We start from the raw sequence: 13,241 nt of genomic DNA, 5'->3' as shown, positions 1-13,241 counted from the left end.
GGCATTGACCTTTTTTTATACTTTTTCTAATTCATGGTCATCGGTAAGAACTTCGGATTTATCCGGGTAGCAGTTCTCGATGTGCTGTTCCCCCCATGCACAGAGCATATCCAGAGCGGGCTTTAAGGACCAGCCGTAGTCCGTTAGTTTGTAAACAACTTTCGGTGGAACCTGGTTGAAAACCACCCGGTCCAGCACCCCGTCCTGCTCGAGCTCCCTTAGCTGCTGGGTAAGCATTTTCTGGGTAATCCCCGGCATGAGACGCTTCAATTCACTCGTTCGTAATTCGCTCTTTATTAAATGACATAAAATAACGACTTTCCACTTCCCACCGATGACTTCAAGAGCTGCCTCAACGGGGATGTTGTATTTTTTCATCATGGTCCACTCCTTCATGGTTCACGTTCCTTATGAATGGAAGACACGTCTTTGATTCTTTTCAACGCTTTAAAAATTTATCATATCTTTATGAAATGTTCCATCGTTATAACTTCCTTTGTCGGTGTCCATAAAAAAGTGGAACGATATGGTCTCGGCTGAACCCTCTGGCGGCACAAATGTTACTAAAAAGTACCTACGTGACTTTAAAGTACGTACTTTCTAAAAAGTTTCATTCGTAGCATAATCATTTTTGTCCCCGGGGGATTGGCCCGCGTTAAAGAGGCCCGGGCCCGTTTAGCTACCCGATGGATATGCCATTTATGTTCCCCGGGCGTGCATGACATTCAATAGAGAAATCCGGAAATGGTCAAAGGCGCCTTTGCTTTTCCGGACTCACAAAAAGAAAGAGGAGGACTTCTTCATGAGTTCATACGCAGAAACGATTGATCAACCTAAATCAAAAGGAGGCACTCCTGCGCTGATTGCTTTAGCCATTAGTGCCTTCGGAATTGGAACGACGGAATTTGTGCCTGTAGGTTTATTATCATCCATCGCCGGTGATTTATCGATATCCATTACGCTGGCGGGGCTTTTGATTTCCGGCTATGCCCTCGGGGTAGCTGTCGGTGCGCCTGTATTAACGGCTCTTACGAGTAAAATGAGCCGTAAATCGCTTTTATTGTCGTTGATGGTGTTGTTTATTATCGGGAACTCGGTAGCTGGCCTGTCGACAAGTTTCGGCCTGCTTCTCGTCGCGCGCTTCATTACCGCTTTCTCTCATGGCATCTTTTTTTCCATCGGTTCCACGATAGCCGCAGATCTTGTACCTGAACATAAACGGGCCAGTGCCATCGCCTTTATGTTTACAGGATTGACGGTTGCTACGGTCACGGGCGTTCCGCTGGGGACGTTCATTGGACAGGCTTTCGGCTGGAGAGCCACCTTCTGGGGAGTTGCTCTGCTTGGTGTGGTCGGTATGATCGCCAGTTCCATTTTAGTTCCAAGTAACTTGAAAGAAGCGGCGCCTGCTAAATTCAGTGAACAATTGAAAATCCTGAAAAATGGAAAACTCATGCTGGCTTTCCTGATTACAGCCCTTGGATATGGAGGGACCTTTGTCGCCTTCACTTATCTGACTCCTTTACTTGAAGATGTAACAGGATTCAGTTCCAAGTGGGTCAGCATCATCCTGCTGGTGTATGGGGTGGCTGTAGCAATCGGTAACGTTGTAGGTGGGAAAGCTTCTAACAAAAACCCGCTCCGGGCGTTATTCTGGATGTTTGTGTTTCAAGCCGTCATCCTGTTTGGGTTGACGTTTGCTGCTCCTTTCAAGGTTGCGGGGCTTATCGCTATCTTCCTAATGGGGCTGTTTGCCTTTATGAACGTTCCCGGTCTTCAAGTGCTCGTCGTTAACCTGGCTGAAAAATACGTCCCATCCGCAGTCAATGTCGCATCTGCTTTGAACATTGCCGCCTTTAATGTCGGAATTGCCATCGGTTCTTTTGTCGGCGGAATCATCGTAGACGGTATCGGTCTTATTCATACCCCTTGGATTGGTGCCATCATGGTTGTCGGGGCTGTATTGTTAACAGGTTTATTGAGAAAAGTAGAACAGTAACAATGTTTGGGTTCTCTTTCTTTCGGTAATGAGTTTCGAGCAGATGAAAACAACAAACAATGAAGAGGAGGAAAATATCATGAAAACCAATATGAAAACATTGAATAACGGTTTGGAAATGCCGGAAATCGGCTATGGAGTCTTCCGCGTCGACGAAGGGGAAGCTCTTGAGGAAGCTGTTGTTACAGCCATTAAGGAAGGCTACCGAAGCATCGATACTGCTGCCATTTATGGGAATGAACGCAGTGTAGGAAATGGAATTAAGAAAGCCGTAGACGAGGGGATTGTAAAACGCGGGGATCTTTTCGTGACTTCCAAAGTGTGGAATGACGGCCTCGATTATGAAGGGACCATCAATGCCTACGAAGAAAGTTTAGAGAAACTGGGTCTGGACTATCTGGACCTTTACTTGATTCACTGGCCGGGGAATAAGAAATATGAACAGCCGTGGAAAGCTATGGAATCCCTTTATAAAGAAGGGCGCGTAAAATCGATTGGCGTTAGTAACTTCCAAGTCCACCATTTGGATGATCTGTTGTCCTATGCTGAGGTCAAGCCTGTTATCAACCAGGTGGAGTTTCATCCTAAACTGACCCAGCAGGAGGTTCGTGAATACGGGGAAAAACACGACATTCAAGTCGAGGCATGGTCTCCATTAATGAATGCGGATCTATTGGATCACCCGGTTATCCAGCAGCTGGCGCAGCGTCATGATCAATCACCGGCTCAGATTATTCTGCGCTGGGATATCCAGCATGATGTCGTAACCATACCGAAATCCATGACGCCTTCCCGAATAAAAGATAATATCAACATCTACAATTTTGAATTAACGGATGAAGAGATGAAAGAACTGGACGCACTCAATGAGAATGCCCGCAGCGGCCCGCATCCGGATGAATTCGATTTTTAATGAAACAGTGAAAGGACAGGGGAATCCCTGTCCTTTTGCTGTTTTTACAATTGTTTATTGTACTTTGGATCTGATGATTTCCTTCCCGCTCCATCGATATAGTAGGTTTCCTTTAACCGGTGGGCGTCCTCAGACTGAGTTTCCCGCTTCATGCGTTTCCTTCTTTTTCGATCGAAATAGATCGACACAGCAATAACGACAGCCAGAATACCGAGCAGCAGCCACAGCATAATCATCCTCCTCGGGTTTTATGACTTATATTCTCCTATTCCCGGTTTTTAGATGGCCTAGTGCTGTCTGACAGGAAACAGGGCATCCGGCCCATTATTTGTAAAAAAACGCAGGGGAATGTCATCATTTTGATATAGGAGCTATATCGATTGGACGGAATGTCTTTGCTTTTGGTAGGCAGCCGCTATTTCTGCTCCTAAGGCCGCATTGGATTTGATTAACGCGATGTTCGCCTGTACACTTTTTCCTTGTGTCGCCTTGTGGATATAATCAAGCAGGAAGGGGGTAACGTCCTTCTGCGTAATATTTCGCTTACCGGCTTCATGTAAAGCTTCCTCGATCATTTGGTTCATATAGGATTCTTCCAGTGCGCTGTGTTCAGGAATAGGATTGGCAATGACCAGGCCACCGTCAAGGCCGAGCGACCATTTGGTGTCGATGACAGCTGCGATTTCATCCGGATGATTGACTTGATAGTTGGAGGAAAAGGCGCTCGATCTTGTGAAAAAGGCAGGAAGCAGATTTGTTTGATAGCTGAGTACAGGAACTCCTTTTGTCTCCAGGTATTCCAGTGTCAGGCCGAGATCGAGAATGGATTTCGCGCCGGCACATATGACAGCGACGTTTGTTTGAGCCAGTTCCTCAAGGTCCGCTGAAATATCCATCGTGGACTCGGCGCCGCGGTGGACACCGCCGATGCCGCCTGTTACAAACACCGAGATACCAGCAAGACCGGCGCAGAACATCGTCCCTGCCACGGTCGTTGCACCTGTTTTTCCTAAAGCAGCAAGGTACGCAATATCTTTGCGGGACGCTTTGATCACTTCTTTTTCAGAGGCAAGTCTCTTTAATTCTTCTTTTGTGAGTCCCACTTTGATTTTTCCATCCATAATGGCGGTTGTGGCCGGTACAGCGCCATGCTCCCGTATGATGGAAGCCACGTCCTCCGCCGTTTGTAAATTATGAGGAAACGGCATGCCGTGTGAGATGATGGTCGATTCAAGAGCGACTACGGGGAGGTTTTCTGCCAGAGCGTAAGCCACTTCTTCGGAGATGTCTACATAAGGGTTCATACAAATTCCTCCACATCCTGGGTCAGCAGGGACGGGGTCAAATCCTGCCGGACCGTGTAGGGGGACTGAATGCATTTTACTGCATTCATCATCCCCGTTTTTATAATTTCCTGAAGTTCCATGCCTTCCATCCATCCGTATAAAACACCGGCACAGAAAGCATCTCCCGCACCAGTCACATCGCTGACATCCCCTGTTGAAAAAGAAGGGAAGTGATGGATACCTCCTTCCTTCTCCCCAACGACGACGCCGTCCTTTCCGGAGGTAATGGTCACTTTGTCGATGCCCATCTCCAGCCATAAACCTGCGGCGAGGTACCATTTTTCTTTGGAGTCAATAGACATATCGAATTGAGCTTCGGTTTCTTCAATATTGGTCATCAGCCACGTAAGTCCGTGCAGATCTTTGGGCAGGCGCGTCATCTTAGGGGCAGAGACGGTAACGAACGCAAGGGGGACCGAGAAACTGCGGCTCATCCTAAGCAGGAGTTCCAACGTCTCTTTTGGACAGTTGAGGTCAGCAACCATACATTCCGACTGCCTCATCTTTATTTCACTTTTCATAACAAGGGGAGGAACAATCGCCTCGAAAACCTCCATATCCGCGAGCGCAGTAAGCAATTCCCCCTGAGGATTCATCAATGCTGTGTATGTACCTGTGGTGGCGTGAGGGAGATGAAGAGTACCTTCCAGATTCATAAAGGGACGGGAGGCTTTTTCGATCATGTCCCAGTCAGCGTCCATGCCGGCTGCTGTAATAAGCGAAGGGTGAAAGCCCAGCCTTCCAAGGTTTTCGGCGATGTTTCTCGCTACACCTCCAGCACTGGAACGGGAATAGACAGGGTTGGATGTGTACATTTGAAGCGGTTCATGGGTGTGGAGTTTCCGGTCGACATTGGCGCCTCCGATGCAGAGGATCTGTCTGGATTTGTTCAACACATAGGCACGACCGAGAAGGACATTTTTCTGAACGAGACCGGAAATAATATTGGCTACTGTGGAACGGGAGAGTTGAAGAGCTTCTGAGAGGGTCTGCTGGGATATATAAGGGTTTTTGACAATCTGCTGGTACACCTGACGCTCACGTGTGGTCAACTTTTCCATTAATCATAATTCCCCCTTCATAAACAAATGTTTGAATAGTCAAACATTTGTTTGCTCTATTATAAGAACGCTTTCATGGAAAAGTCAATAAAAATCGAAGAGAATGGTGACAGGAAATCGTTTGTCCCGTTATAGTAGAAGAGATTACTCAGAGGAGGAATGGGATGCTTGTAAAACAAATTCATCATGCTGCAATAATTTGTTCAGATTATGAAATTTCGAAACATTTCTATGTACATATTCTCGGTTTACCGGTAATAGCTGAAAACTATCGGGAGGAAAAGGCATCTTATAAACTCGATCTTCAAGCAGGTGAAAATCAAATCGAATTGTTTTCTTTTCCATCCCCACCAGAACGGCCGGATGATCCGGAAGCAAGAGGTCTCAGACATCTCGCTTTTGCCGTAGAGGACGTGGAACGCTCCAAACAAGAGCTGGAGGAAAAAGGGGTGGTTGTAGAAGAGTTGAGGATTGATCCGTATACCGGAAGAAGATTTACTTTTTTCAAGGACCCTGATCAGCTGCCCCTGGAACTGTATGAAACAGGCGAAGAAGGAGCGGAGAGGTAACGCTTTGGAAACCTCTGTTGTTTTATCATTTATCGGGATTTCCCTTTTGTTGACACTGAGTCCGGGACCGGACATCCTTTTTGTGCTGGCTCAAAGTATTGTCCAGCAGGCCAAGGCGGGGATTGTTACGGCCCTTGGGCTGTGCACTGGGCTGGTGATCCACGTGTCAGCAGCTGCCCTTGGAGTATCAGCGGTCATCTATCAATCAGCGGCGGCGTTTGAAATCGTGAAATATGCAGGGGCCGCTTACCTGCTTTTTCTCGCTTTTCAATCCTTCCGGGGTGGAGCACCAGCGAATGGAGCAGCGCAGGGGAATTCGGAAAAATACCAAAAGCTTTACAGGAAAGGGATCCTTATGAACCTTCTCAATCCGAAGGTATCGTTATTCTTCCTTGCCCTTCTTCCACCTTTCGCCGATCCGTCCCGCGGGAGTGTTTCTCTACAGATGCTTTTACTCGGATTGATTTTTATCACCCAGGCTTTTCTTGTATTCTTCCTGGTCTCCGTGTTAGCAGAAAAAATTCAACAGCACGTGCTTCACCGGATTTCGACAGGAAAGCTCCAAAAAGCCCAGGGCCTCATCTTCAGTTTCATCGCCATGCAGATTATGATCAGTGGAAAATAATCCCTCTTTATGGAGGGGGTTTTTTGGCTGTAAAAAAAGCCTGTGCTAACCAGTTAGAGTTGTCCATTTGTCGTGTGAAGGGTCACTTTCCGCTTATTGGTGAATGAATGCCGCGGGCACGCCCTCCGCTGACTTGGTCAGGAAGGCCGCCTGCCCAAGTGGAGCGTTCGGTTCTGTTCCCGCAGACGTCACCACCGAACGCTCCTCGTGCCGGGTTAGAATAAATAGGAGAGTAAACAGGTTCGCAGATTCAAAAGAACGCTATGGGCTGCGCTGATGACGGCTGCCTGCCGGAATATAGCAAAGACTGTCCTCCATCCAGCAAGGGGCTTTCGCTCCTGGCGGTAAGAAAAAAAGCTTGTAAAGAAACAGGGGTTTCTCTACAAGGTGAAATCCCCCTCATTAAGGAGGGGGATTTCTATTTATGAGGATATCTGCTTGATTGGTGCGCCTGATTCAGCAGCGGCCTTCCTGATGTGAGCGGCGATCGTATCCCATGCCTCTGTGGCTGCTTCTGTGGGACCAAGATGCGTGAACAGGTGGTAACAGTCTTCAAATAGGCGGTGATGGACAGGGACACCTGCTTTTTTCAGCTTTTTCGCGTATCTCTCCGCTTCAGGCTTGAAGGCATCATATTCCGCTGTGATCATGACAGTTTCGGCTGCACCGCTGACATTCTCTGCGTAAACAGGCGATGCGTAGGGATGGACGTCCTGTCCTTGTTCAGGGACATAGCAGAGGTTCAGAAAATGGGCGAACTGAGGGTATTTGGAACGCCATTTATCTGGTTCTGGTTTTTCAGAAAACGGGGTAGCAAAATCAAGCATGGCACACGATAAAACCTGGAGGAGGGGCTGAGGCTCCTCTTGATCCTTCAAGTATAAACACAAAGCAGCAGCGATGTTGGCACCTGAGCTCTGCCCTCCGACCATCCACTTGTCAGGGTCGATGTTCAGACCTTCGGGATTGCTTTTCACCCAGGCCAATACTTCATAGAGCTGGATGATTGGAGCAGGGAAGGGATGTTCCGGCGCTTTGCCGTATTCTACATTGATGACCACACAACCTGTCCTGTTAGCCAGGTACCGGCAGTACGGGTCATCCATTTCTTTGTTATACATAATGAAGGCCCCGCCGTGGAGGTTTATATAAACCGGTGGTTTATTATAGGTAGAGTGAAGCGGTTCGTAATAGGTGACCGCTACTGGAGCAATCGAAGTGTCGACTAAAACATCGACCCGCTTCTTTACTTTCTGTTTTTGAATGGTAGACGTGCGTGCTGCTTTATTAGGAAGCATACGCAGGAGACGAGCAATCCACTGGATAAACATAAAAGACCTCTCTTTTTTTAGGGTAGTGTTCCCTTAGATATCCTACATTAATCAAACCGGCTGAGGTGAATACACCTTTGGAAAAAGGGGAAAACGAAGCCCGAGAAGCACCAGCTGATAAGGATTTGATTATTATGTATATGGAAAAGGAGAAAAGAAGGTGAATCGATGGTCTTCAATGCAGTTATATGGCTGTTCATCCATTTAGCTGTCAGCGGCATCACAGCTATGGCACCTGCTTCCTTTATCCGGTTCCTGCATCCATTATTAAGGACGAAGAGCTGGGAAGGTCGTGGGCGTATTTACCGGTCTTTCGGAATTCATAGATGGAAAACAATGCTTCCAGAAGCGAGGAAATGGGTGAACAAAGGTAGAGGAAAGACAGCGGCATCGATTAGAAACGTGTATGCATATAGTGAGCTGGAAGAGCAGCTTACCAGATCGGAACTCTCACACTGGATGCAGATTTTCCCTGCGCCCTTGTTTTTTCTATTTAATCCAGCATGGGCAGGGTGGATCATGATTATGTATGCATTGTTGTTTAATCTGCCCTTCATCATGATTCAGCGCTACAACCGGGCAAGAGTCAGCCGTCTTTCGGACAGGTTGCTCCATGCATTTCCGCAAAAGTAGAAAAGAGTCAGAGTGGAGCACTCTGACCGGCGTTTCATTTTAGTATTTAACATAAGCAGCTCCAACAATAATAAGGAGAATAAACAAAACAACAATCAGCGCAAAGCCTGCTCCGTATCCGTAGCTCATGATCTCACCCCCTGTTCATAATTAGTTTATGCGGGGGTTTTTGTTTGGGAAAGGCATCCATCATGCATTACGGTGAATTCCACGTTTTGCGGGGTGGATGATTTTTTTGCTTCAGACACATCCAAAACTTGTTTTTATCCGTATTCTATATAAAACGTGAAGGATTTGATAAAAACAGATATACTAGTATCATTATGGATTTAAAGGAGATTTCTGAATGGCCCAACCGACAGACTTGGATTTGTATGAACGAATCAGGCAGAAAGATAAAGAGGCCCTTGAAGTTCTTTACGACCGATATGAAAAATTGCTGTACTCCTTTGCCTTTCGCATGATGAAGGATTCGCAGGCAGCAGAGGAAGTCATGCAGGATGTATTTATGAAGTTGTGGAGAGGAAAAGGGGCCGGTCAGTATGTCAGCGGGCGGGGAAAGTTCTCCAGCTGGCTTTTGACGATTACCAGGAATGCTTCCATTGATTTAATAAGAAAGAAAAAAGTTCAGGAAGTAGAATGGGATCAGCGTGATTCTGTTCAAGAAGACCTGCCGGGCGTTGAGCAGGAAATTGAAGATAAAGAGGAGCGGGATCAGCTTCGAAGAGCTGTTCATACGCTCCCGGACGAACAACAGAGAATGATTTGTCTCTTTTATTTTCAAGGGATGTCTCAAAGAGAGATTGCGGAAAAATGTGATATTCCCCTCGGTACCGTCAAAGGACGTGTCCGGCTGGCGCTGAAGAAATTGAGAGAGCACCTTGAGAAAGAAGGGGGGATCGTTTATGAACGATAAACCATGTGACCACATCCTGGATTATATAAATGATCAATTATCAGATATCGAGCGAAAACAGTTTGAAAAACACTTATCCGAATGCCCCCGGTGCCAGGAAGAACTGAAGGAATTGGAAGACTTGATGGGGGATCTGCCGTCATATATGGAGCAGACGGAACCACCTTCAGGTATGAAGCAGAGGGTATTGGACGAAGTCTTCTCAAATGAGGAGGAAGACAACACACCTGTCCGTACGAAGAGACCTGTGAAGTGGAAAGCCTGGTCAGGTGTACTGGCTGCAGGACTGCTTCTTTCCATTGGTATGAACGTGTATACTGGACTGGAAGTATCCGATCTGGCCTCAGAAAATGAACAGTTGGAATCGAGCCTTACGGAAATCCAAACAGCTCTTTCCGAACTGGAGGACAGCGAATCCGGTACAGCTTCACCGCTTCAGCAGACAGAACTGGCTTCTGCTGAAGGGACCAATGCTGCTGGAACAGCTACGTTATTAAACCGGGAAACCAAACAGGAGCTTCTCGTACAAACGCAGAACCTGGAAAACCTGGAACCAGGCGAAGTGTATCAAGTATGGCTGATTGAAGGAGAGACACCGGAACCGGCTGGTGCTTTTACAACGAATGATACCGGCAGTGGTGGAGTAGCGTTTACGATAAATGAAGAAAAATCGTGGGATGCTGTTGCCATTACGAAGGAACCACAGACGGGCAACCAAACGCCGCAGGGAGATATTATTCTTCAAGCCGGACTTTAATAGAAGAGAGCTTTCCGTGGATAAGCGGAAAGCTCTTTTTGTTTTCGTTATGTTTCGCTGTCGACCAGTCTTCTGATTTCATTGAGGATCTGCTGTTGATCTTCAATCCGATTCACAAGTTCCCCTTCTCTTACAAGCCACTGCCCCCGCTCAAGCTCAAGCTCCTGAATCTGTTCCTGAAGAAGGGTGATCTCTCCTTGAAGGGTTTCCAATTCCTGACGCAGCTCTTCTAACTCCTTTTCCGAGCATGTGTCATCATAATACCAGTCATGAATGACCAGAGCAGTTTCAGGCTCAACTCTGTACGAATATTCCGGGTCGTTATTTCCGATGACCCATACGGAAAATCCGAGAAAATAGGAAAGATCCTCCAGCGTTTCCTTGTAGGCAGTCCAGCCATTCGCTTGAACAGCTGGAGATTTAACAGGAGAAACAGCCTCGTTCCAAGGAAACTTCAGTCCATATTCAAGAGCTGGAATGTTAAATCCGCCAAAATAAATCTCTTTTCCGGTGACTTCATGGAATCGCTGGATTTCCTGCAGGACGTTCTGCTTCCTGTTGTAAACCTCTGTGGATGTCATGGAAGCTTTGATTTGTTCGACAGTTGGAACTGCCTGATTGTTCAGTTCAAACCAGGCATCAATAGATATGAAATCGACAAGCTTCCAATAAGAGCGGTTGATTTTTGCTGTAAAATCCTGCTGTGTCTGAGGACTCCAGGATGCAGTATACCACCAGTTCGTACGCAATACGACGATACCTTCAAACTGCCGCCTCGTTTCTGTGATCATCGCCTCCCAGTCGGATTCCATGGATTCAAAGTTGACGAGGTTGGAGGCAATATTCAATCCCCAGACTTGATAGGGGATGGCGATGGTGGTAATTAAAGGATTGAGCACCGTCGTCTGCCACAACATAAACCATCGTTTTTTATCTGCGGGGTTCCATTCGGTTTCCCCGTACTGTCCTCCTTGGATGAATGGGAACGGCTCCAGCATCACTTGAATCCCTTTACTGGTCAAAACCTCAATCAATTCGACCGCTTTTTGTTTTTGAGCTTCATTGATTGTCATGGTTAATGATGTACGGCTGGGAATGTCCACCCGGATCGGTACATTCACAGTGTTTAAGTTCAGGCGGAGGATATCATTCAAAATCAGCTCCGGATTAAAATTATCCAGCACCCACAAGTTTCCCGATTTAATTTTCCCAGGCTGCACAGGGTTGTTTATATTATCCATAGTTATCGTAACCTCCAGGTTATGATCTTGTCTTAGGAATAGTGTATGCGCGTGCCCCTGCTCCGGCAGGGTGACAGGCCAGATGAAATGAAATAAGTAGATAGAAAACATACCAGGTCCCCTGACATAGAGCGCTTGATAGACGTTATTCCTGGTGGGGGTGACTAGTTTCCAAAAAAAATCATAGAAATAGTGATCCACATATCATCTCCTCTCGTTAGCTGTATGAAACCAATTCAAAGAGGAGTGGATGAATCAATGACACACAGAGTAAATTGGAAGAAGACTTTTGCAGCGCTTCCGCTATCAGCAGCTCTATTAATACCTACAGCGAGCCCGGCCTTTGCCGACCATCATGGCGACCATGAACAAATGGACAAAGTAACGGTAACTACCCCGGCCGCCGATCTTCGTGCGACTCTGGATCATTATCTTTCTGAACATGCCTACCTGGCTGTCGTAACGATGCAGAAAGGATTGGAAGGCGGTGAAGACTTTGAACAGGCAGCCGCTGCCCTGCAGGCGAATACGAAGGACCTATCCGGTGCTGTCGGATCTGTCTACGGGGAAGAAGCTGGCAGCCAGTTTGAAGACCTATGGTCCGAACACATTGGTTATTTCGTTGACTACGTAAAAGCAACAGCGGAAGATGATGAAGAGGGACGTCAGGCCGCCCTTGATAATCTTGACGACTACCGACAGGATTTCTCATCCTTTATGGAATCAGCAACAGGAGAGAGATTAGAAGCCTCTGCCTTGGCTGAAGGGCTTCAAATGCACGTAGATCAACTAGTTGGAGCTTTTGACAGCTACGAGGAAGGCGATTTTGACGAAGCTTACGAAAATCTCCGTATGAGCATCGAGCATATGTACGGTGTTGGTAAAGGATTATCAACAGCCATTACAGACCAGTTCCCGGAGAAGTTTGAAAATACAACGCCGGCCACACCAGCCGCTGATCTCCGTGCTGACTTGAACCATCTTCTCTCTGAACACGCAGCTCTTGCCGTTTTCGCTATGCAGAAAGGTGGCGACGGAGCGGAGGACTTTGAAGAAGCTGCCGAAGCTCTAAGTCATAACACAGAAGATTTATCAGCAGCTATTTCCTCTGTCTACGGGGAAGAAGCGGGTGCACAGTTTGAAGACATGTGGTCCGAGCACATCGGCTACTTTGTTGATTATGTAAAAGCAACAGGAAATGATGATGAGCAGGCGAAAGAAGAAGCATTGAAAGCTCTTGATGGGTACAGACAGGAATTCTCCAAATTCCTTGATACAGCAACAGAAGGTAAATTGATGGCTGAAAATACAGCAGAAGGTCTGCAGATGCACGTGCAGCAGTTGACTGGAGCTTTTGATAACTATGTGAATGGTGACTACGAAATGGCCTATGAGCAGGTACGTGAAGCATACGGCCACATGTACGGCGTAGGAAAAGGATTATCCGGAGCCATTGTGGAGCAGAATCCTGACATGTTTGCCAGCGACATGCCATCTGAAATGCCGAAAACCGGCTTGGGCGGTACGAGTGATGATGGCGGGCTGAATGCCTGGATGATCGCTTTCGCTTCCATGGGTATGGCTGTTCTTGCTGCCTTCATCGGTTTCCGCCGTAAGCAGGATCAAGCGTAAAAAGAACAGATTCCAATGCGGGGTGTTCTCATCCCGACATTGTTTTCCATAAAGGTATTAAAAAAGAGTGGTGTCTTATCTGGACACCACTCTTTTTTATGGATGTCTTTAGAATTTTTTGACAACCGAGTCGTTTTCTTTTCTTCTATATGAACTTTGTCTTATGATTTAAACCAGGTACCTTTCTCAGGAGCCAATGAATGATGGACACTCAGGAG

Annotated in this window: 15 protein-coding genes; 8 read left to right on the top strand and 7 right to left on the bottom strand. The window is 46.9% G+C overall.

Annotated elements, in window-relative coordinates; translation table 11 throughout:
* Window positions 1-15: 15 nt before the first annotated feature.
* Entirely contained in the window at window positions 16-378 is a 363-nt protein-coding gene (locus ACXAJH_RS04605; RefSeq protein WP_474968886.1) for a winged helix-turn-helix transcriptional regulator, read from the bottom strand.
* A gap of 424 nt (window positions 379-802) precedes the next feature.
* On the opposite strand from ACXAJH_RS04605, the gene ACXAJH_RS04600 reads away from it, so the two are divergent.
* Together ACXAJH_RS04600 and ACXAJH_RS04595 are read left to right on the top strand one after the other, a co-directional pair.
* Window positions 803-1,999 carry an MFS transporter gene (locus ACXAJH_RS04600; RefSeq protein ID WP_474968885.1) on the top strand — a complete coding sequence of 399 codons (1,197 nt, stop codon included), beginning with the start codon at window positions 803-805 and terminating at the stop codon, window positions 1,997-1,999.
* A gap of 79 nt (window positions 2,000-2,078) precedes the next feature.
* Entirely contained in the window at window positions 2,079-2,912 is an 834-nt protein-coding gene (locus tag ACXAJH_RS04595; RefSeq protein ID WP_474968884.1) for an aldo/keto reductase, read from the top strand.
* Between the two features lie 44 nt (window positions 2,913-2,956).
* Here ACXAJH_RS04595 and ACXAJH_RS04590 read toward each other — a convergent pair whose 3' ends face one another.
* The 3 genes from ACXAJH_RS04590 to ACXAJH_RS04580 form a co-directional block, all read right to left on the bottom strand.
* Complete coding sequence (locus ACXAJH_RS04590; protein WP_474968883.1) at window positions 2,957-3,142, bottom strand: hypothetical protein; 186 nt, start codon at window positions 3,140-3,142, stop codon at window positions 2,957-2,959.
* Between the two features lie 141 nt (window positions 3,143-3,283).
* Entirely contained in the window at window positions 3,284-4,216 is a 933-nt protein-coding gene (locus tag ACXAJH_RS04585; protein WP_474968882.1) for a pseudouridine-5'-phosphate glycosidase, read from the bottom strand.
* Window positions 4,213-5,319 (bottom strand): carbohydrate kinase, encoded by a 1,107-nt coding sequence (locus ACXAJH_RS04580; RefSeq protein ID WP_474993195.1) that lies wholly within the window; start codon window positions 5,317-5,319, stop codon window positions 4,213-4,215. The genes ACXAJH_RS04585 and ACXAJH_RS04580 overlap by 4 nt, the downstream gene beginning before the upstream one ends.
* A 164-nt stretch (window positions 5,320-5,483) precedes the next feature.
* On the opposite strand from ACXAJH_RS04580, the gene gloA2 reads away from it, so the two are divergent.
* Both gloA2 and ACXAJH_RS04570 read left to right on the top strand, forming a co-directional pair.
* Window positions 5,484-5,888 carry an SMU1112c/YaeR family gloxylase I-like metalloprotein gene (gloA2, locus tag ACXAJH_RS04575; RefSeq protein WP_474968880.1) on the top strand — a complete coding sequence of 135 codons (405 nt, stop codon included), beginning with the start codon at window positions 5,484-5,486 and terminating at the stop codon, window positions 5,886-5,888.
* 4 nt (window positions 5,889-5,892) lie between these two features.
* On the top strand, window positions 5,893-6,513 hold the full coding sequence (locus ACXAJH_RS04570; RefSeq protein WP_474970412.1) for a LysE family translocator: 621 nt from the start codon (window positions 5,893-5,895) through the stop codon (window positions 6,511-6,513).
* Between the two features lie 422 nt (window positions 6,514-6,935).
* On the opposite strand, the gene ACXAJH_RS04565 is transcribed toward ACXAJH_RS04570, so the two are convergent.
* Complete coding sequence (locus ACXAJH_RS04565; RefSeq protein WP_474968879.1) at window positions 6,936-7,844, bottom strand: alpha/beta hydrolase; 909 nt, start codon at window positions 7,842-7,844, stop codon at window positions 6,936-6,938.
* A gap of 168 nt (window positions 7,845-8,012) precedes the next feature.
* On the opposite strand from ACXAJH_RS04565, the gene ACXAJH_RS04560 reads away from it, so the two are divergent.
* Window positions 8,013-8,477: a glycosyl-4,4'-diaponeurosporenoate acyltransferase CrtO family protein gene (locus tag ACXAJH_RS04560; RefSeq protein ID WP_160836011.1), complete on the top strand. Its 465-nt coding sequence runs from the start codon at window positions 8,013-8,015 to the stop codon at window positions 8,475-8,477.
* 39 nt (window positions 8,478-8,516) lie between these two features.
* Here ACXAJH_RS04560 and ACXAJH_RS04555 read toward each other — a convergent pair whose 3' ends face one another.
* A complete protein-coding gene (locus ACXAJH_RS04555) occupies window positions 8,517-8,606 on the bottom strand; it encodes a YjcZ family sporulation protein (protein WP_035531392.1) in 90 nt (29 codons plus the stop codon).
* Window positions 8,607-8,823: 217 nt separating this feature from the next.
* Between ACXAJH_RS04555 and ACXAJH_RS04550 the strand changes: the two genes are divergently transcribed.
* Window positions 8,824-9,393 carry an RNA polymerase sigma factor gene (locus ACXAJH_RS04550; protein ID WP_474968878.1) on the top strand — a complete coding sequence of 190 codons (570 nt, stop codon included), beginning with the start codon at window positions 8,824-8,826 and terminating at the stop codon, window positions 9,391-9,393.
* Window positions 9,383-10,150, top strand: a complete 768-nt coding sequence (locus ACXAJH_RS04545; protein ID WP_160836492.1) for an anti-sigma factor — start codon at window positions 9,383-9,385, stop codon at window positions 10,148-10,150. Before ACXAJH_RS04550 ends, ACXAJH_RS04545 begins: the two co-directional genes overlap by 11 nt.
* Window positions 10,151-10,197: 47 nt before the next feature.
* On the opposite strand, the gene ACXAJH_RS04540 is transcribed toward ACXAJH_RS04545, so the two are convergent.
* The gene (locus ACXAJH_RS04540) at window positions 10,198-11,502 is read right to left on the bottom strand and encodes a glycoside hydrolase family 113 (protein WP_474968877.1); all 1,305 of its coding nucleotides are present in this window, start codon (window positions 11,500-11,502) and stop codon (window positions 10,198-10,200) included.
* 147 nt (window positions 11,503-11,649) lie between these two features.
* Here ACXAJH_RS04540 and ACXAJH_RS04535 point away from each other — a divergent pair, with 147 nt between their 5' ends.
* Complete coding sequence (locus tag ACXAJH_RS04535) at window positions 11,650-13,023, top strand: copper amine oxidase (RefSeq protein WP_474968876.1); 1,374 nt, start codon at window positions 11,650-11,652, stop codon at window positions 13,021-13,023.
* Window positions 13,024-13,241: the final 218 nt, after the last annotated feature.

It is taken from the genome of Halobacillus sp. ABD4_316, assembly GCF_056161385.1.
This window is presented reverse-complemented; position numbering and strand designations above follow the sequence as displayed.